Raw genomic sequence first — 18,668 nt, forward strand, 5'->3', positions numbered from 1 at the left:
TACATGCGATTGGCCTGGGGCCACGGGTTCAGTAGATCTGCGACGGCATCTTGTCGTCGCTGAGGCTCCAGGCCTCGCCTTTGGCCAGCGTGATCGTATCGGCGCGCACCCGAAGGCCTGACACGAGCAGCTCGTAGGGATACGTGCCCGGCGGCAGATCCAGCCTTTGTGGATGATTTTCGCCGCCTGCGATCTCAATGATCTGAGCGTTGATCACAAGCGAAGCCACGTCGGGCCTGAGATGGCCGAATATCACCCGCGCTTGTCCTGATGTCGGCAGGACATCGGCCTTGGCTGCGGCCTCCGGATTCCTCTGCGCCAGGCTGATCGTGGTTTCGCCCTTGGCGCGGCCGAGCTTCAGCACGGCCGGGCCTTTCGGGGAGATGAAGGCCAGCTGCACGCGATCGGCGGCGATGATTGCGTCATCCGGCAGCTCCCGCCAGCCGCGCTGCCCGAGCTCTCTGCGGTAGAAGGCGAGCACCTCGTTGAGCTCCGCCGGCACCCGCGCGTCGATCTCGGTCCGGAGCGGGGCCTCGGCGCCATGCGCCCGCGTGGTGCGGAATTGACTGAAACTGCTTTGCTTCGGTGCCGGCATCTCGACGTTGGGATCTGCCGTCAGCTGTTCCTTCGAGCACCCCGCCAGAAGAATGAGGGCGCATAGCAGCAGCCGCCATCGTGCCGGGACGTTCGGCCCGCGTTTGACCATCGTCATGCTCATTCTCCAGGGACGCCGCGTCGTGATCTTCGTGCGATGCGAAGGCTGCGGCGATGCGCAGCCTCAGGACCACTAGTCGCCGCGCGAACCGCTCAGGTTCAAGCCGGCCGTGACTGGCAAAGGCTGCGGATCAATACATTTGCAGCGGCAGCACCTCGCCGGTCGGGCCCACCATCAAGCCCCAGGCATCGCCCGCGGCAAGCTCGATCGTGGCGTTCCGGCCGGGTTGCCCTGCGACCTTCAGCGCGTACGGATATTTGCCCGGAGGCAAGTCGAGCATCGGCCCTTTCGGCGATTGAGGGCCACCGGCGCCAGCCGCGACCTTGATGGTCTGCTTGTTGATGGTGAGCTGCACGTCCTGACCGCCCATGTTGCCGAGCAATAGCTTGGCCTGACCTGGTTTCGGCATGATGTCCGCCTTGGCTGCGGCTTCAGGATTCTTCTGCACGAGGTCGATCGACGTCTCGTCATTGGCGCGGCCGAGCTTCAACACTGCTGGTCCCTGCGGCGAGGCGAAGGCGAGCTGGACGCGATCGGCGGTCGTGACGGCGCCTTCAGGCTTCTCCTGCCAGCCGAGCCTTTTCAGCTCGCTGCGGTAGAAGGCGAGCACGTCGCTGAGCTCGGCCGGCACGCTGGCTTCGAGCTCGCGGCGGAACGGCACCTCGATGCCCGGCAGCTTTGCCGTGCCCAGCGAGGTCGAACTGTGCTGCTTCGGCACCGGCAGCGCAGAGTCCGGATCTGCTTCCAGCGGGGCGGATGCTCCGGGCTGCGTGGCAGCAGGATCGTTGCTCGCCGCTTGGCTGGTGACGGCAGGCTTGGCGGCAGCTGTCCTCAGGCCGGATCCGTTGGCGCTGACGTTCACCTTCGGGCCCATCTGCATCAAGGTCATCGAGATCGACTTGCCGGCCTTGGAAAATTCCAGCACCGCCATGTTGGGCTGGTTGATGACGGAGGGCTGCTCCTTCCAGCCGGCGGGCTTCAGCGAGGCGCGGTAGAAGGCGGCCAGCGCCTTCACGCTCGAGGTCGAGTTGAACTCGAGCCGGCCGTCGCCGGACTCCACCTCCTGCGCGTTCTCAGGGACGGCCAGCGGCGCGTTGCTGCCTGCGAGCGCCTGCAACGGCGCATCGGACAGCGTCGCGGCCTGCGCCTTGCGACGTGCCGCGTCCTCGGCCAGGACCCGCTTCGTCATCGCCTCCGCGTCCTTCATGAATTGGTCGTCGGCGTCTTTCTTCGCCTTGGCGCGGGCGGCGAGCACGCTCTCCTTCACCTGCGCGGTCAGATGGACCATCGTGAAATCGTATTTGCGGCCGAGATGCAGCACGCCGTTCTCCTCCGGCGAGGAGAATTTCAGCGCGACCTCGTCGCCTTGCGCGAGGGGTGCATTTCCCTCTTCCGTCCAGCCCCGCCTTGCAAATTCGCGGTGGTAGAAGGCCTCCACAGTGGGCAGATCGGCGAGGGCCGCAACGATCAGCTCGCGCGTTGATGTTCGGGCGTTGCCTCGGCCCGAGGACGATTTGTATGGCTTCGGCTCCGGCAGGCCGGCCGTATCGCCGGCCTCGAGATCGGTGGGCAGCGCGAACGGCGCGATCCTGATGTCGACATCGGTGCGGCCGTCGTCGCGGCGGGTCAGTGTCAGCATCACCGGCTTCTGCTTGTAGAACTGCGTCGTATCGCCCTCGGGATGGTCGTAATAGGCGCGCACGCCGTTCGGGATGACCGCAGAGAGATCCGCGTTCGGCCAGCTTGCGGCTGTCTCGGGCGTCAGCCTGCGCCAGCCGATCGCGGCCATTTCCTTCGCGTAGAAGTCCTGTACCGCCTCGAGGGTGGCCGGCGCGATGCAGCCGAGATAGGGCCGGGTCTCGTCGAACACGAGGTTAACAGCGCCCTCGGGGAACGGCACGTTCGAATAGATCCGGTTCGGGGAGTAGGTGACCGCGGATTGGTCCGGTCGGCCGAGGCCCTGCGTGAAGGAGACGGACAGGCCCTGCCGTCCCTTCTTGAAGGCGAGACTGGTGTTGGCCTCGTCGAGCGGGCGGACATAGGGCACCCAGCCCTCGGCGATGAGCATCTTCTTGACGGCCGCCGATGTCACCGCGACCACGGTCGGCACGCCATATTGCACCCGGGAGGGATCGGAGGTGTCCTCGACCGCGCCTGGCAGCCTCGGCAGCGTGTGGGGATCAACATAGCCGGCGTCGAATTGCGCCGCGCGCGCGGTGCTCGCCATCAGCATCAGGCCAAAGGCGAGCAGCAGCCCACGTGCCGGGACCTGCATCCCGCGCTTGATCATCGACATCGGCAGCACTCCAGGATTTCGCGAGATCTCTCGCTCTTTGCGTCATGTGCGGGCTGCGACGTCATCGCGCGGCCCAGACAGCTAGTCGTGGATGGAACCGGGCAGGTTCAAAAGCGGTATCCCGGCCTTGCGAGCAGAGCGAGGCCGCACACGAACAGCCGCCATCGTGCCGGGACTTTCATCCCGCGCCTTACCGTCGTCATGGTCTTTCTCTCCAGGGATCTCGCGCCTGTCGATCGCGCGATTGCAACGGCTGCGACACCGCTAGCTGCGGCCTCACAGTCCTAGTCGCGATCCGAATAGGCCGGGTTCAACACGTCAGGCTATCGCCGGGCGGAAACGCGTCCGCTCTCGACGTCAAAGACTTCGCCGCCCGCGCCGATCTCGGCAAAGGCGGCCGGGTCCGCACCGGTCAGCCACACCTGCGCGCCGAGCTTGCGCAGCTCGTCGAACAGCGCGGCGCGCCTGTTGGGATCGAGATGGGCGACGACCTCGTCGAGCAGCAAAAGCGGCACGATGCCCGTCATCTCGGCGACCAGCGTCGCGTGCGCGAGCACGAGGCCGATCAAGAGCGCCTTCTGCTCGCCGGTGGAGGCATCGCGCGCCGGCATGCTTTTCGGCGCGTAGATCACCTGCAGATCGGTCAGATGCGGACCTTCAGTGGTGCGGCCGGCGATGGCATCGCGCGGGCGGTTGTCGCGCAGGATCTGGCGATAGCGGTCCTCGACCGAGGTCGCCGTTTCCGTCAGCAGCGCGTTCTCCATCCAGCCGTCGAGCGCGATTTGCGCGGAAGGAAAAGCCGAGGCTTGCGCGCGCGCGTTGAGCATGCCGGTCAGGCGCGCCGCGGTCTGGCCGCGTGTTGCGGCGACCGCGACGGCAAGCTCGGCCGTCTCGCGCTCGATCGCGTCACACCAATGGTCGTCGTAATTGCGCGTCTCGAGCAGGCGGTTGCGCGAACGCAGCGAGCGTTCCAGCGCGTTGATGCGGCTGGAATGCTCGCTGTCGATCGCCAGCACCAGGCGGTCGAAGAAGCGGCGGCGCTCGGACGCGGCACCCATGAACAGCCCATCCATCGCCGGCGTCAGCCACACCATGCGGATGTGGTCGCCGAAGCTGGCCGCCGAATTCACCGGCTCGCGGTCGATGCGGCAGCGCCTGATCACCGGGCTATCTGCGCGCGGCGGCTCGATGCCGGTGCCGAGCGTGGCGAGGCCCAGCGCGCCCTCGACCTGCGCGGAGACGGCCCAGGAGCCGTCGCCCTGGTTATCGGCGACATCCTCCAGCGTGGCGCGGCGCAGGCCGCGGCCCGGCGACAGGAACGAGATCGCCTCGATGCAATTGGTCTTGCCCGCCCCGTTCGGCCCGACCAGCGCCACCATGTCAGCCGCCGTCTCGAGCCCCGCCGCCCGATAGTTCCGAAAATGCGTCAGCGTCAGGCGATGGATGCGGGAGGTGGTCATGGTCATTCGCTATGGGCGCGCGCGCTCCCTTTGAGAGCATGCCGTAGGGTGGGCAAAGGCGCGCTCTGCGCGCCGTGCCCACGTCTCGCGGCGATTCGTGCTGCTCGATGGTGGGCACGCTTTCACCTTCGCTCTTCGAGCTACGGCGCAAGCTTTGCCCACCCTACGGTTCCTTGTTTGATGGATGGCCGGGTCAAGCCCGGCCATGACGAGGGGAGAAACCCCCCTCACACCCGCATCGGCATCAGCACGTACAGCGCGCTCTTGTCGTCCTTGTCCTGCACCAGGGTCGGCGAGCCCGGGTCGGCCAATCTCAGCACCGCGACGTCGCCTTCGATCTGGGCGGCGATGTCGAGGAGGTAGCGAGAGTTGAAGCCGATATCGAGCGCGTCGGAGGCGTATTCGACCTCGAGCTCTTCGGTTGCGCTGCCCGAGTCCGGATTGGTCACCGACAGCACCAGCTTGCCCGCCGCCAGCGACAGTTTGACCGCGCGGCCGCGTTCGCTCGAAATCGTCGAAACGCGGTCGACCGCGTTCTCAAAATCCTTCTTGTCGACCACGAGCTCCTTGTCATTGCCTTGCGGAATGACGCGGCCGTAGTCGGGGAAGGTGCCGTCGATCAGCTTTGAGGTCAGCACGACATTGCCGATGGTGAAGCGGATCTTGGCCTGCGACAGCTCGATCGTCATCTCGGCTTCGGTGTCCTCGATCAGGCGCTGCACCTCGCCGACGGTCTTGCGCGGCACGATGACGCCGGGCATGCCCTCGGCGCCCTTGGGCTGGACGAGATCGAGCTGGGCGAGGCGGTGGCCGTCGGTGGCGACGCCGCGCAAGGTCGCGGCGGTCGCGCTGCCGGCGGCGTGCAGATAGATGCCGTTGAGGTAATAGCGCGTCTCTTCGGTCGAGATCGCGAACTGGGTGCGGTCGATCAGCCGCTTGACGTCCTTGGCGGCGAGATTGAACGAATGCGAGAGGTCGCCGGCGGCAAGGTCCGGGAAATCGTTCTCCGGCAGGGTCTGCAGCGTGAAGCGCGAGCGGCCGGCGCGGATCGCCAGCACCGCGCGGTCGCCGTCGGCCTCCAGCACGATCTGCGAACCGTCGGGCAGCTTGCGCACGATGTCGTAGAACATGTGCGCCGGCACGGTGGTCGAGCCGGCGGTTGCGGTTTCCGCCGGCAGCGTCTCGGTCACCTCGAGGTCGAGGTCGGTTGCCTTCAGCGACAATTTCGCGTTCTCGGCGCGCACCAGCACGTTGCCCAGGATCGGAATCGTGTTGCGGCGCTCGACCACGCGATGGACATGGCCCAGTGATTTCAGGAGTTGCGCGCGTTCGACCGTAACCTTCATTGCACTACTCGCCCGATCCCCAAAGATGGAAAAAGCCGGGCGAAGGACAGCGCGCCGCGGCACCGAAGACCCTGGGAAGGCCGGGTCATCGAGCCGATATGACCAAAGCCGTCAGGGTCGCGCAAGGTGGCGCGGATGGCCCCGGGATTCAAGGGATCGGGAGCCAGTTCCCCACGATTTACCCGCCAAAACAACGACCGCCGCCCAGGCATGGCGGGGCGGCGGGAGCATGTCAGGAGGCTTAGGCGTTTATTCCTGCAGCTGGCGCTTCAGCGACTCGACCTCCTCGGACAGCGCATTGTCCTTGGAGACCAGCGCCTCGATCTTGCGCACGGCGTGCAGCACCGTGGTGTGGTCGCGGCCGCCGAATCTGCGGCCGATTTCGGGGAGGGAGCGCAGGGTCAGCGTCTTGGCGAGGTACATCGCCACCTGGCGCGGACGCACCACATTGGCGGTGCGGCGCGAGGACAACAGGTCGGAGCGGCTGACATTATACTGCCGCGCCACCACGCGCTGGATGTCCTCGATCTTGATCCGCTTCGGCTCCGAGGGGCGGATCAGATCGCGCACCTCGCGCTCCGCCATCTCCAGCGTCACCGGCTGGTTGTTGAGTTTCGAGTGAGCAAGAAGCCGGTTGATCGCGCCCTCAAGGTCGCGGCCGTTATGGGTGATGGCGCGGGCCAGATAAAGCAGCACCTCCTCCGGCACGTCGAAGGTCGCGTGATGGGTGCGGGCGGCTGCGACGCGCGACTTGAGGATGCCATGGCGCAACTCCTCGCCGAGCGAGCCCATCTCGACCACGAGGCCGCCGGCGAGGCGCGAGCGGACGCGATCGTCGAGGCTCTCGAGATCCGACGGCGGACGGTCGGCCGCGATCACGACCTGACGGCCGGCATCGATCAGCGCATTCAGCGTGTGACAGAATTCGGCCTGCGTCGACTTGCCCTGCAGGAACTGGAGATCGTCGATGACGAGCACGTCGATGCCGCGCAGCGCTTCCTTGAAGGCGAGCGCCGTCTGGGTTTTCAGCGCGGCGACGAAGCCGTACATGAATTTTTCCGCGGTGAGATAAAGCACCTTGCGCTCATTGCCGGAATTGCCGGCCCAGGTCACCGCCTGGAGCAGATGCGTCTTGCCGAGCCCAACGCCGGCATGGATGTAGAGCGGGTTGAACATCACGGCGTCGCCGCGGCGGCCTTCGGCGACCTGACGCGCGGCCGCATGGGCCAGCGTGTTGGAGCGGCCGACGACGAAGCTTGCAAAGGTCAGGCGCGGATCGAGCGGCGAGCCGCCGAGCGCGTCATGATTGGCGGAAACGGGCGCGGTCGCGGTCGAGCGCAGCTCCGGCGCGGGGGCGCGGCGCGCCTCGACCGGCGCGGGCGCTTCCTTCGGCTGCATCACGGGACGCACCGCGGAACGGACGGTGAGATCGATGCGATGCACTTCCGGCATCTCGGCCTGCCAGCACGACAGCACGCGCTCGGCATAATGGGCCTGGATCCAGCTTTTCAGGAACCGCGTCGGCACCGACAGTCGCACGCTCTCGTCCTGCACGCCTTCCAGATCCATGCGCGCGAACCAGCTCGTATAGACGTCTTCGCCGACGTTCGAGCGCAGGCGATTCTTCACGCGCGACCAGCGATCCTGTTCCGAGTTCGTCATCATTTGAAAACTTTTCTTGAGAGATAAGGTTGCGTGGTGAGCGCCATGCAGAGTTCCTGCCATGCAGGGCGCGACCTCGAGCGAGTCCATCATTCGGGCATAGCTCGACCCTTCGGCGGAAGCGCCGCGGGTCAGGCCAGCGATGTCGGAGATGGAGGGTTCGCGAGGTCAGCGCGTACTCGACGCGTCGTCGCAAATGGGAGGCTGGTCGCAGGACGGATTGGAAACGGCATCGTTGGACGATGAAGCGAAAGTCAATACCGCGTTGAATCCGTAGGCCATGATACCTCCCCGTCCTGCCGTGATCGCTCACGGCAAGGTCCTGCGTAAAAGAACCTCCGCGCTGTACTCAACTCGCGGATGTCCAGCCCGTCTGCTCGTGTCGTCCGTTCGGCCACGCCATCATGCGCGTCGGGGTAGTCTCAAGATGCCTCTCGCATATGATCTTGCACATGCGCGGGATCGCAAAGATCCCGCTTGGAGAGGTCAAGACAAAGAGCTACCGTTCCCATATTGCTACGGGTTTATCCGACTATCGCTTGTTGGAGCGTCGCCTACGTGCACACCGCCGCCGATTTGCACGCTCGCCTCGTTCTTAAACCGCGCTGGTCTGAAGATCGTGGGCGCCGCGAACGACTTAAGGAATACACTAAGCGGAAAGACTCGCAACGAAATTGATTCACACTCGAGGCATCAAAAAACTTGACCAGCGTTAACGCCGCGCACGAGTTGTTCACAGCCTTGAGACCAAGTTTTTGGATTCGTGCACAGATTCGAAAATCGCGCGTGTCATGTGACAGCGACTTCGCCGCCGCCAAAAAAAATTTACAAAATCGTCACGCGCGCGACGTGCAAGCGAATTTTCCAAATGCTTGTCGCCGCTATGTCGATAAGTGATTAGCGAGACACCGTTTTTTGAGTCTCGTTTCACAGGGTAACCCGAGCAGAAAACAGGTTCCGGTGAAACTACGGTGTGCAGAACTTTGCTTCGCGCGAATTCAATTTAGGCCCGCGCCGCAGTGGTTTTTCGCACCGCAGCGTAGCGCAATCAAAGGTTTCAACTGTTGCAAAACAATGGCAGGTAAAACCAATGGCAGGTAAAACTACGGGCGCGGCATGGCGAAGCCGATGATACTCTTCCAACGCAAGATCGGTCGCGCAAAGACTGCAAGGGTGAATTGTAACAGGCAGCAAAAAGCCCGGCGTGAAAGCCGGGCTGATCGAGACTTGCGATATCTGCTTCAACCAATCGAATGACGCGATTGGCCTGGCGCGAACAAATCTACTTCGCGAGGATTATTTCGCGACCTACTTCGCGAGCTTACTTGGCGAGCTTGGCGATCTGCGCGGTGAGGCGCGAGACTTTGCGGCTGGCGTTGTTCTTGTGAATGATGTTGCGCTGGGCGGCGCGCATCAGCGCGGGCTCGGCAGCGGCAAGCGCCTTCGCGGCGGCGGCGCGGTCGCCGCTCTTGATGGCTTCTTCGACGGTACGCACGGCGCCGCGCATCTGGGTGCGGCGCGACTTGTTGACGGCGGTGCGGCGGGCGATCTTGCGCGTCGCTTTCTTGGCGGAGGTAGTGTTGGCCATGGTCTCAATGTCCTTTGCGGGTACCGGTCGCGTCTTGGTCGGGTAGCGCCGGCAGCTTGACCGCGGAATCGACGCTCGGATTTAGGGTGTTCGGTTGCTGGGCCGTTCCCGGAACATGAGCGATGAGCCTTGCGGTCATCTCTGCGGCCCCAAAAGAGCCTGCAACTGCTCAAAGAACAGCGGCGGCAGGATTGCGCCCACCGCCAGTTGGCGCCCTTATAGAGGGGGTCTTTGGCACCGTCAACGCTTTAGGGGCTGGAAAAGCAGGCTTCCAGGCGTGCCAAAGGGGCTGTAACGCCCTGATGAGGTTGAATTTCTGCCGTCTCTTGGCTATTGGCTGACGGCGTTTATCGCCGTCGTCCGACCGGGCGACCAATTTGGGTGGGGTATGATCCGCGGCTTTTTCCGACTGATTGGCTTGCTGCTGCTGGCCGGCGGGTTCTTCTTCATGGTCTATGACGGCGCCCGCTGGGTGGCCGACCAGACCCTCCGCTTCACCCGGTTCGGCCAGTTCTGGAACGACATCAACCAGGCCAGCCAGTCCGCCTTCCGGACCTGGGTCGAGGCCAAGGCGCCCTGGCTCTGGACCTCGGTGATCCGCCTGGTACTGGACCAGCCGGTTTTCGCCGTGCTCGGCCTGCTCGGCATCCTCCTGATGATCCTGTTCCGCCCGCGCAAGCCGCTGATCGGCTATTCCCGGGATTGAACTTCAATTCCCGCCGGGATTGATCTTTCAATTCCCGCCGGGATTGATCTTTCAATTCCCGCCGGGATCGAGCTCGGAACGAGGGGCGGCGTAACAACACTGCCGCTGCTTGCGTAAAGACCTATATTCCCACGCAATCGCGAGCCCGCCGCCTGAGCACCTGGCTGATGCGCGCGCCAGCTCGTTTCTCGGAGATTCCATCATGCTGTTCATGCGCAAGTCCACCGCATTGCCTGATGCAGCTGAGGCGCTGCCCGGCCGCGCGCAGGCCATCCCCACGGCGAGCATCCATTTCGTCAATGGCAGCAAACTGAAGCCGCCCTACCCTGATGGCCTCGAGCAGGCCGTGTTCGGGCTTGGCTGCTTCTGGGGCGCCGAACGCAAATTCTGGGAGCATGGCGAGGGCATCTATACGACCGCTGTCGGCTATGCCGGCGGTCACACGCCGAACCCGACCTATGAAGAGACCTGCTCGGGCCGCACCGGCCACACCGAAGTGGTGCTGGTCGTGTTCGATCCCAACAAGATCTCTTACGAGAAGCTCTTGAAGACGTTCTGGGAGAACCACAACCCGACGCAGGGCATGCGCCAGGGCAACGATGTCGGCACACAATATCGGAGTGCGATCTATACGTATTCCGATGCGCAGAAGAAGGCCGCCGACGAGTCCAAGGCGCTCTATCAGAAGGCGCTCAAGGCAAAGGGCTTGGGAGCCATCACCACCGAGATCGCGCCTGCGGGTCCGTTCTACTTTGCCGAGGATTATCATCAGCAATATCTGGCAAAGAACCCCGCCGGCTATTGCGGCCTCGGCGGCACCGGCGTGTCGTGTCCGATCGGTGTTGGTGTGAGTGCGTAGGGCTAGCCGCAAACCCTCGTCATGGCCGGGCTTGTCCCGGCCATCCACGCAGTTTCGAGCCGCACCAAGAACGTGGATGCCCGGGACAAGCCCGGGCATGACGGCGTGGCAACGTCTGCGGGGATTGGTTGCTTCCCACGATGCCTGCGACGGTCGCGCTGCCACCCCCTCAACCCTTTGTTAACCATACCGGGTGCATCACTGGCCCTGTCTCGTTTTCAGGGATGGTCCGGTGCGGGTTCTGCGCGCGTTTCGGTGGTCGATCATGACAGTGTCCTTGGCAGCGTCCGCCGCGCTGACCCTGGGCGGCTGCATGCAGACCACAGGTCCCGTCGCTTACGCGCAGCCTCGCCCCGATCTCGACACTATGGCCTATGGCTCGCCCTACAGCGCGCCACATCCGGTCGTCGTTGCCAACAGCGGCGGCGGCGCCATCGATGCGCTCACGAATTCCTTTGCCTCGATGCCCACACCCCTGCCGGTCGCTTATGGCGGACCGGTGATGGCTGCCCCCATCCGCTATGACACCTCCTATCACCTCGATGCCGGCGACAAGCTGCGTGTCGTGGTCTACGGCCAGGAAGGTCTCACCAACAGCTACGCCATCGATGCCGGCGGCTCCATCACCATGCCGCTGATCGGTGCGGTGCCGGCGCGTGGCCGCACCACGGCAGGCCTTGCCGGCGAGATCGGCGCGCGCCTGCGCAACGGCTATATTCGCGAGCCCTCGGTTGCTGTGGAGATCGAGTCCTACCGCCCGTTCTTCATCCTCGGCGAAGTCGCAGCGCCCGGCCAATATCCCTACGTGCCCAACATGACGGTCGAGAGCGCCGTCGCGATCGCCGGCGGTTTCTCGCCGCGCGCCAAACGCGACATGGTCACCGTGACCCACGCCGAAGCCGGCGGCGCCATGCGCGCCGTCGTGCCGCTCGGCACCCCCGTCAGCCCCGGCGACACCGTGTTCGTCGGCGAGCGCTGGTTCTAGCACCTGTCATTCCGGGGCGCGCGTAGCGCGAACCCGGAATCCATTCATCCACCGTCTCTGTCGCCTGATGGATTCCGGGTCTGCACCGCTTCGCGGCGCATCCCGGAATGACGCAGGAGAGAGTCGCGCGCTACTTCGTCAAATGCTTCGCCAGGAACGCCATGCTGCGCGGCCAGGCGATCTCGGAACTGGCCTTGTCGTAGCTCGGCCGCTCGTCGCAATGGAAGCCGTGCTGGGCGCCGGGATAGATGAAGACCTCGACGTCGGGCCGCTTGGCCTTGACGGTCTCGACATCGGTGAGCGGAATGCCGGCGTCCTTCTCGCCGAAATGCAGCTGGGTCGGCACCTTCGGCGTCTCATCGGCAAAGCGCACGACGGCGCCGCCGTAATAGCCGATCGCGGCCTTCAGGCCGTTGAGCCGCGTCGCAGCCACGAAGGCGATGCTGCCGCCAAGACAAAAGCCGATGATGCCGACCGGGCCGACATCCTTCACGGCGTCGATCGCGGCTTGGGTATCGCGCAGCATCGCCGCCCAATCCGGATTGGCGACGAATTTTCGCGCTTCCGCGATCTCGTCGGGCGTATAGCCGGACTGGAAGCCCGGCGACGTCCGGTCGAAGATCGACGGCGCGATCGCGACATAGCCCTCGCCGGCGAGACGGTCGCAGACCGAGCGGATGTGATGATTGACGCCAAAAATCTCCTGGATCACCACCACCGCGCCCTTCGGGCTGCCAGCGGGATCGGCGCGATAGGCGCCAAGCTGAAAATTGTCCGACGCCGTCAGTTTGATGTCTTGTCCCACGCGGGTTGTCCTTCTTGTTTGGTGTTGATCTGAATTCCGTTCCTGTTTCTCGTCATTCCGGCGCGCGACGAAGGCGCGAACCCGCAATCCATCGGGCCTCAGAGACAGCCGCACAATGGATTCTCAGGTGCGAATGCCCTCTGGATGAGGGGAGGCAGTGCCGTAGGGTGGGCAAAGGCGCGCAGCGCCGTTCCCACGATCTTGTGCTTGCAGGCACTGCGGTGGGCACGCTTCGCTTTGCCCACCCTGCAGCACCGTTTGCTTGGCCGACTTCGCTACCGCCTCCGAGACGGGAGGGATACGCCTCACTCCCACATCCAGTTGTCGCCATAATCCTCTTTCCATCCTGCCAGCCGTCCATGACGGAATTGCAGGAACAGGCGATGACGGGACGGCACCAGTCCGCTGCCACCGAGATCGCGAAGCGCCAGATAGATCTCGTTGCCGGGCCGTCCCTTGACGTAGTGCAGGGGCTGTCCGAGCGCATGCGCGGTCTGATCTGCGTCCATCCCGAACGCCAGGGGCGTGTTGTTCGACAATGTGTCGACGAAGGGACGCCGCAGCGGCACGGTGCCGAGCGGCTCGGCCTGCACGGATGCTGCCATGATGAGAAGCGCTGCGCCCGCCGCCAAGATGACCCGCTTCATCGCCCGCATTCTCCTCTCGCCGTCTATGCCGGCAAGTTCTTCAGGAAAGGCAGCACGGCGTCAACAAAAGCCTTGGGCTGATCGATGTTGACGGCGTGTCCGGCCGCGGGGATCACGACCTTTTGTGCGCCCGGGATTTTTGCCGCCATGTAATCCGACGCCGCCAGGAATGGCGTGTCATCGGCGCCGACCACGATCAGTGAGGGCACCTTGATGTCGGGCAGCAGCTCCATCACCGCGGCATCGCGCTGAGTCAGCATGCCGCGCGCGGCCAGCACCAGCCCCTTGGCATTGCGATGGCTGGCGGTGGCGCGTTCGCGGGTTGCCGCTTTCAGCACAGCGAGACCTTCCTGGTCGAGCTTGTCGGCGGTGGCGAGCGCCCGCGCATTCCAGGCCTCGCGCGCGTCGTCCTTCTTAAAGCCCGGACCGGTGTCGATGATCAACAGCGCGCGCGTGCGTGTCGGATGGGCGCGATAGAACGCAAGCGACATGTAGCCGCCGAGCGACAACCCGCCGATGATGGCGCGCTCGGCGCCGACGACGTCGAGGATCGCCGCGATGTCGCCGACGGTCAGCGCTTCGCTGTAGGCTTTGGGATCGTCAGGATAGTCGGACTGCCCGTGACCGCGCATGTCCCACAGCACGAGCTTGTGGTCTTTCGCCAGCGCCTCGATCTGGCCATGCCACATCGCCGAGGTCGAGGAATAGCCATGGGTGAGCAGCAGCGGCGGCCCGTCGCCATGAACCTCGTAATAGATGCCGACGCCGTCCCGATCGATCCTTGGCATTGTTTCGGCCCTTTGTTGTCCTTGTCTGCGAGCCCGGAATCGTAGGGCAAAGGCGCACTTGCGCCGTGCCCGCCACCTGTCTCCGATTGCAACGGATGGTGGGCACGCTTCGCTTTGCCCACCCTACGACACTGTCTCGTTCTCTGCACGCTAGCCCGCAAGGTTACTTCGCGGAAACCGTCGCGATCGCGATGCATGTACACCTCGCGCGCCGCTTGTTGCGTCCAGCCGCTAACTTCAGCGCCGTTGTCGCAACGCACAACACGTGACTGCCTGGTTGGTTTCGATCGATTCCAAATTGCATTTGCCTCTGTACCCGAACGCGATCATTCTTGCGCGCAAGGCGGGGGCCAGCCCGGTGGGCGTCCGTCAATCAAGTTGCCGCCGTAAGCGGCTTCATGCACCGGCAGGGGAAGACGCCTATGCCAACGCTCACGATCAACGGGCGGAGTATGTCCGTGGATGCGGCAAACGACACGCCGCTCCTTTGGGCCATCCGCGAACAATTGCAGATGACCGGCACGAAATTCGGCTGCGGTGCCGGCCTGTGCGGTGCCTGCACCGTGCACGTCAACGGCGAAGCCGTGCGGTCGTGCCAGACCATGGTCGGCGATGTCGCCGGCAAGAAGATCACCACCATCGAGGGGCTGTCCGCCAAGGGCGATCATCCCTTGCAGAAGGCATGGATCGCCGAGCAGGTGCCGCAATGCGGTTACTGCCAGTCGGGGCAGATCATGCAGGCGGCTTCGCTGCTGGCGAAGAATTCCAATCCGACCAAGGAAGAGGTCGTGGCGCATATGGACGGCAATCTCTGCCGTTGCATGACCTATTCGCGGATCCAGAAGGCCATCATGCGCGCCGCCACCGAGATGCGCACTGCATCTGCCGCCGGCAACGAGCGGAGGCCCACATGAACAAGCACGTGAAGACCGTCACACCAGAGACATCGGATCTCAGCCGCCGCTCCTTCCTGGTCGGCACCGCCGCAACCGGTCTCGTGCTCGGCTATGCCGGCGTGCCCGGCATCGGTGAAGCGCTCGCTGCGGCGCCCGCCAATTTCGAGCCGAGCGTCTGGTATTCGATCTCGCCGGATGGCTTGGTCACCGTGACCTGCGGCAAGGCCGACATGGGCCAGCACATCGCCTCCACCATGGCGCAGATCGTCTGCGAAGAGTTAGGTGCGAAGTGGAGCGACATGCGGGTCAACCTCGCCTCCAACGATCCGAAGTTCAACGACCCCGTGCTCGGTGCGCAGATCACCGGCGGCAGCTGGTCGACCATGATGAACTTCGAGGCGATGAGCCGCGCAGGCGCGGCCGGCCGCATCGCCCTGAAGGAGGGCGCTGCGGCCGCCATGGGCCTGCCGCCCTACTTCAAGGACGAGCTGGTCGTGCGCGACTCCATGGTCACGCATCCGAAGTCCAAGAAGTCGATGAGCTTCGCCGACATCGTCAAGAGCGGCAAGGCAACGAAGACCTTCACGCCCGACGAGCTGAAGGCGATCAAGCTGAAGACACCTGATCAATACACCATGATCGGCGTGTCGGTGCCGCAGATCGACATCCCCTCCAAGACCAACGGCACGGCCAAATACGGCATCGACGTGATGATTCCGGGCATGGCCTATGGCGCGATCGTCACGCCACCGGTGCGCTACGGCGCCACGGTGAAATCGGTCGACGACTCCGCCGCGAAGTCCGTGCCGGGCTTCATCAAGGCCGTCATCCTCGACGACAAGACCCGGACGACGACGGGCTGGGTGGTCGCGGTCGCCAGCACCTATGCCAACGCCAAGAAGGCGGCGGCGGCGCTGAAGATCAGCTATGACGGCGGTCCGAATGCAAAGCTGTCGAGCCAGTCGTTGCTTGACGAAGCCAAGCGACTTCAGGGGCTCGACGATTCCGGCCAGTTCTTCGTCAAGGACGGCGACGTCGCAGCCGCGCTCGGCTCGGCGGCCAAGGTGCTGGAGGCGGAGTACACCACCAGCATCAACATCCACGCGCCGATGGAGCCGATGAACGCCACCGCAGAGTTCAAGGGCGACATCCTGCACATCTATTCCGGCAACCAGTTCGCGACGCGCTCCGGCGCGATCGCGGCGGGCGCTGCCGGGATCGATCCGAAGTTCGTGGTGATGCACCAGATGTGGCTCGGCGGCGGTTTCGGCCGCAGGCTGGACGCCGACATGATGGTGCCGGCGGTGCAGGCGGCGAAGGCCGTGGGCAAGCCGGTGAAGGTGATCTACACGCGCGAGAACGACATGACGATGGATTTCTCGCGTCCGCTCACCTATCAAAAAGTAAAGGCCGGCGTGGACGGCGACGGCAAGCTCATTGCGCTCAGCCACGACGTGGTCTCGGCCTGGCCGACCCAGCGCTGGGGCATTCCCGACTTCCTGTCGCCCTCGGTCGACAAGAAGGGCCCGCTCGACGCGTTCACGGTGAACGGTTCGGACTTCTTCTACACCGTGCCGAACCACAATGTGCGCGCAATCAAGAACGAGATGGCACACAACGCCACCCCGTCGGGCCAGCTCCGCTCGGTGGCGCCGGGCTGGACCTTCTGGGCGGTCGAAAGCATGATCGACGAGATCGCGGCTGCGACCGGCAAGGATCCGGCGCAATTCCGCATCTCGCTGCTCGACGGCGCCGGCAAGAACGACGGCGGCGCGCAGCGGCTGCGCAACACGCTGCTCGCCGCGATGGGCCTTGCCGGCTACGGCACCAAGAAGCTGCCGAAGGGTGAAGGCATGGGCGTCGCCTGCGTGTCGTCGCAGGAGCGCGCGACCGCAAGCTGGACCGCCTGCGTCGCGCATGTTGCGGTGGCGCCCTCGGGCGAAGTGACCGTGAAGAAGCTCACGGTCGCAACCGACGTCGGCACCCAGGTGCATCCCGACAACATCCGCGCCCAGGTCGAGGGTGCGGCGCTGTGGGGCCTGTCGCTGGCGATGTACGAGAAGGCGACGCTGAAGGACGGTGGCATCGAGCAGACCAATTTCGATGGCTACACACCCTTGCGCATGAGCCAGATGCCCGAAGTCGCGGTCGCCGTGATCGCCAATGGCGAGAACGCCACCGGCGTCGGCGAGCCCGCGGTGACGGTGGTGGCGCCCGCCATCGGCAACGCCATCTTCAACGCCTCCGGTGCCCGCGTCCGTGCGCTGCCGATCACGGCGGAAGCCGTGAAGGGGGCGATGAAGGCGTAAGCTGTTGCTCGTGAGCCGAGATGATCCGCCGGAGGGCCCACCTCCGGCGGATTTGTTTTGGGAGCCGTTTCCACACCCTCGCTGTCGTGCCCCGCGCAGGCGGGGCATCCAGTACGCCGCGGCTTCTCGGCTCCAGCCTCGCTGCCTCGGCGTACCGGGTCGCCCGGACAAGCCGGGCGACGACAGCGGAGTGGATGAGAGCGTTCGAAATTCCTCTTATTCATCAACGGCCCTCCTACTGTGCATGGGGTTGTTTTCGCGTTTGGGGGAAGCCCGGTCCATAAAATTGCGTGCAATTCCGGCAGGTCCCGTTGAGCACGCCTCTTAAGAGCCGGAGAACCTGATCCGGCTTAGGCTGATGCTGAAGACACTCCCGTGCTTTTGGGGAAGCCATGAACGCGCCAGCCAAACCCGCCGCCAAACGCCGGCTTCTGCTCGCCTCCGACCGCAGCGATGCGAGCACCGAGCTCGCCAGCATCCTGAAGGCGGTCGGCGAGGTCTCGACGGTGACCACGCAGGAGATTCCCGAGAAGCCCTCCCGCGACCTCTCCGGCCTCGTCGTCGATATCAACCTCCGCTCGCCCGATAGCGTGCAGCGCGTGCGCAACAAGCTGCGCGGCGAGGCCTATCGTTCGATGCCGCGGCTGTTTGTGCTAGCCGATGCGCTGCATCATGGCACCATGCAGGCCTGGGCGCTGGGCGCCACCGACACCATCTCGCGGCCGCTGCAGGCCGAGGCGATCCTGCAGCGCATCCGCGCCGCCTTCCCGGACACCGCCGTCTATGACGCGACCGATCGCGGCAAGACGCTCAACCGCGGCGTCGAGGCGGCGCATGCGGTGCTGAAGAAGATGTTCGAGAAGCTGCCGCTCGGCGTGCCCCTGACCTTCGACGACGTCATCGCCGCCGAGAACAAGATCCTGAAGGCGATCAAGCACTCCTCGCTGCGCGAATGGCTCACCACTGTCGGCTGCCACCATGTCGGCAGCTACCGGCACTGCCTGTTCGTCACCGGCTTTGCGGTGTCCTTCGCCCAGCATCTGGGCATGCGCGAGGACGACCAGCGTCGCCTGACCCGCGCCGCGCTGCTGCACGATGTCGGCAAGGCCTTCGTTCCCTCCCACCTGCTCGACAAGCCCGGCAAGCTCACCGATGAGGAGATGGCCGAAGTCCGCCAGCATCCCCGCCGCGGCTATGACGCGCTCGCAGCCCAAGGCGGCTTCCCGCCGGAGATGCTTGACGTCGTGCTGCATCACCACGAATTCCTCGACGGCAGCGGCTATCCCAACGGCCTGTCGTCGAACCAGATCAGCGATATCGTGCGCGTGACGACGATCGTCGACATCTACGCGGCGCTCGTCGAGAAGCGCGCCTACCGGATGCCGTTCACGCATGCACGCGCCTTCACGATGATGGAAGGCATGGGCGGCAAGCTGGATCAGCAGCTCTTGCAGGCGTTCCGCCCGGTGGCGCTGGGATCGTTCTGAGGCTGCATTCTCAGCAGCCGTAGGGTGGATTAGCCGCAGGCGTAATCCACCAACTTTGTTCGGCATTCGCGGAAGCATGGTGGGTTACGCCGAGCGGTCTGCGCTTCGCGCAATCCGCT

General features: G+C 64.6%; 15 protein-coding genes. 6 read left to right on the top strand and 9 right to left on the bottom strand.

Annotation, left to right across the window (positions count from 1 at the left end):
* Positions 1-28 precede the first annotated feature (28 nt).
* From XH80_RS21960 to rpsT, 6 genes are all read right to left on the bottom strand, one after another.
* Positions 29-712, bottom strand: coding sequence for a hypothetical protein (locus XH80_RS21960; protein WP_271600364.1), 684 nt, complete (start codon positions 710-712; stop codon positions 29-31).
* A gap of 133 nt (positions 713-845) precedes the next feature.
* Positions 846-3,011, bottom strand: a complete 2,166-nt coding sequence (locus tag XH80_RS21965; RefSeq protein ID WP_271600365.1) for a hypothetical protein — start codon at positions 3,009-3,011, stop codon at positions 846-848.
* Positions 3,012-3,334: 323 nt separating this feature from the next.
* Entirely contained in the window at positions 3,335-4,471 is a 1,137-nt protein-coding gene (recF, locus tag XH80_RS21970; RefSeq protein ID WP_271600366.1) for a DNA replication/repair protein RecF, read from the bottom strand.
* 227 nt (positions 4,472-4,698) lie between these two features.
* Positions 4,699-5,817, bottom strand: a complete 1,119-nt coding sequence (gene dnaN, locus XH80_RS21975; protein WP_271600367.1) for a DNA polymerase III subunit beta — start codon at positions 5,815-5,817, stop codon at positions 4,699-4,701.
* Positions 5,818-6,066: 249 nt separating this feature from the next.
* Positions 6,067-7,479: a chromosomal replication initiator protein DnaA gene (gene dnaA / locus XH80_RS21980; protein ID WP_271600381.1), complete on the bottom strand. Its 1,413-nt coding sequence runs from the start codon at positions 7,477-7,479 to the stop codon at positions 6,067-6,069.
* Positions 7,480-8,800: 1,321 nt separating this feature from the next.
* Positions 8,801-9,067, bottom strand: a complete 267-nt coding sequence (gene rpsT / locus XH80_RS21985; RefSeq protein WP_057754033.1) for a 30S ribosomal protein S20 — start codon at positions 9,065-9,067, stop codon at positions 8,801-8,803.
* A 388-nt stretch (positions 9,068-9,455) separates the two neighbouring features.
* Here rpsT and XH80_RS21990 point away from each other — a divergent pair, with 388 nt between their 5' ends.
* The 3 genes from XH80_RS21990 to XH80_RS22000 all read left to right on the top strand — a co-directional run bounded on the left by XH80_RS21990 (position 9,456) and on the right by XH80_RS22000 (position 11,617).
* Complete coding sequence (locus XH80_RS21990; protein ID WP_057754029.1) at positions 9,456-9,773, top strand: hypothetical protein; 318 nt, start codon at positions 9,456-9,458, stop codon at positions 9,771-9,773.
* A gap of 202 nt (positions 9,774-9,975) precedes the next feature.
* Positions 9,976-10,632: a peptide-methionine (S)-S-oxide reductase MsrA gene (msrA, locus tag XH80_RS21995; protein WP_271600368.1), complete on the top strand. Its 657-nt coding sequence runs from the start codon at positions 9,976-9,978 to the stop codon at positions 10,630-10,632.
* Between the two features lie 232 nt (positions 10,633-10,864).
* Positions 10,865-11,617 (top strand): polysaccharide biosynthesis/export family protein, encoded by a 753-nt coding sequence (locus XH80_RS22000; RefSeq protein WP_271600369.1) that lies wholly within the window; start codon positions 10,865-10,867, stop codon positions 11,615-11,617.
* 130 nt (positions 11,618-11,747) lie between these two features.
* On the opposite strand, the gene XH80_RS22005 is transcribed toward XH80_RS22000, so the two are convergent.
* The 3 genes from XH80_RS22005 to XH80_RS22015 all read right to left on the bottom strand — a co-directional run bounded on the left by XH80_RS22005 (position 11,748) and on the right by XH80_RS22015 (position 13,857).
* Complete coding sequence (locus XH80_RS22005) at positions 11,748-12,422, bottom strand: dienelactone hydrolase family protein (protein WP_271600370.1); 675 nt, start codon at positions 12,420-12,422, stop codon at positions 11,748-11,750.
* A gap of 305 nt (positions 12,423-12,727) precedes the next feature.
* Positions 12,728-13,069 carry a hypothetical protein gene (locus XH80_RS22010; RefSeq protein ID WP_271600371.1) on the bottom strand — a complete coding sequence of 114 codons (342 nt, stop codon included), beginning with the start codon at positions 13,067-13,069 and terminating at the stop codon, positions 12,728-12,730.
* Positions 13,070-13,092: 23 nt separating this feature from the next.
* A complete protein-coding gene (locus XH80_RS22015; protein ID WP_271600372.1) occupies positions 13,093-13,857 on the bottom strand; it encodes an alpha/beta fold hydrolase in 765 nt (254 codons plus the stop codon).
* Positions 13,858-14,279: 422 nt separating this feature from the next.
* Between XH80_RS22015 and XH80_RS22020 the strand changes: the two genes are divergently transcribed.
* From XH80_RS22020 to XH80_RS22030, 3 genes are all read left to right on the top strand, one after another.
* Positions 14,280-14,771 (top strand): (2Fe-2S)-binding protein, encoded by a 492-nt coding sequence (locus XH80_RS22020; protein WP_057754010.1) that lies wholly within the window; start codon positions 14,280-14,282, stop codon positions 14,769-14,771.
* Positions 14,768-17,062, top strand: coding sequence for a xanthine dehydrogenase family protein molybdopterin-binding subunit (locus tag XH80_RS22025; RefSeq protein WP_271600373.1), 2,295 nt, complete (start codon positions 14,768-14,770; stop codon positions 17,060-17,062). Before XH80_RS22020 ends, XH80_RS22025 begins: the two co-directional genes overlap by 4 nt.
* Positions 17,063-17,454: 392 nt before the next feature.
* Positions 17,455-18,549: an HD-GYP domain-containing protein gene (locus tag XH80_RS22030; RefSeq protein ID WP_271600374.1), complete on the top strand. Its 1,095-nt coding sequence runs from the start codon at positions 17,455-17,457 to the stop codon at positions 18,547-18,549.
* Positions 18,550-18,668 lie beyond the last annotated feature (119 nt).

The sequence above is a fragment of the Bradyrhizobium sp. CCBAU 45384 genome (assembly GCF_028128665.1).
GTDB lineage: Bacteria > Pseudomonadota > Alphaproteobacteria > Rhizobiales > Xanthobacteraceae > Bradyrhizobium > Bradyrhizobium manausense.

What these genes read in the sequence shown, in the direction of transcription:
- XH80_RS21960 (WP_271600364.1), bottom strand. Translation starts at nt 712, where the DNA reads ATGACGATGGTCAAACGCGGGCCGAACGTCCCGGCACGATGGCGGCTG.
- XH80_RS21965 (WP_271600365.1), bottom strand. Translation starts at nt 3,011, where the DNA reads ATGTCGATGATCAAGCGCGGGATGCAGGTCCCGGCACGTGGGCTGCTG.
- recF (WP_271600366.1), bottom strand. Translation starts at nt 4,471, where the DNA reads ATGACCACCTCCCGCATCCATCGCCTGACGCTGACGCATTTTCGGAAC.
- dnaN (WP_271600367.1), bottom strand. Translation starts at nt 5,817, where the DNA reads ATGAAGGTTACGGTCGAACGCGCGCAACTCCTGAAATCACTGGGCCAT.
- dnaA (WP_271600381.1), bottom strand. Translation starts at nt 7,479, where the DNA reads ATGACGAACTCGGAACAGGATCGCTGGTCGCGCGTGAAGAATCGCCTG.
- rpsT (WP_057754033.1), bottom strand. Translation starts at nt 9,067, where the DNA reads ATGGCCAACACTACCTCCGCCAAGAAAGCGACGCGCAAGATCGCCCGC.
- XH80_RS21990 (WP_057754029.1), top strand. Translation starts at nt 9,456, where the DNA reads ATGATCCGCGGCTTTTTCCGACTGATTGGCTTGCTGCTGCTGGCCGGC.
- msrA (WP_271600368.1), top strand. Translation starts at nt 9,976, where the DNA reads ATGCTGTTCATGCGCAAGTCCACCGCATTGCCTGATGCAGCTGAGGCG.
- XH80_RS22010 (WP_271600371.1), bottom strand. Translation starts at nt 13,069, where the DNA reads ATGAAGCGGGTCATCTTGGCGGCGGGCGCAGCGCTTCTCATCATGGCA.
- XH80_RS22015 (WP_271600372.1), bottom strand. Translation starts at nt 13,857, where the DNA reads ATGCCAAGGATCGATCGGGACGGCGTCGGCATCTATTACGAGGTTCAT.
- XH80_RS22020 (WP_057754010.1), top strand. Translation starts at nt 14,280, where the DNA reads ATGCCAACGCTCACGATCAACGGGCGGAGTATGTCCGTGGATGCGGCA.
- XH80_RS22025 (WP_271600373.1), top strand. Translation starts at nt 14,768, where the DNA reads ATGAACAAGCACGTGAAGACCGTCACACCAGAGACATCGGATCTCAGC.
- XH80_RS22030 (WP_271600374.1), top strand. Translation starts at nt 17,455, where the DNA reads ATGAACGCGCCAGCCAAACCCGCCGCCAAACGCCGGCTTCTGCTCGCC.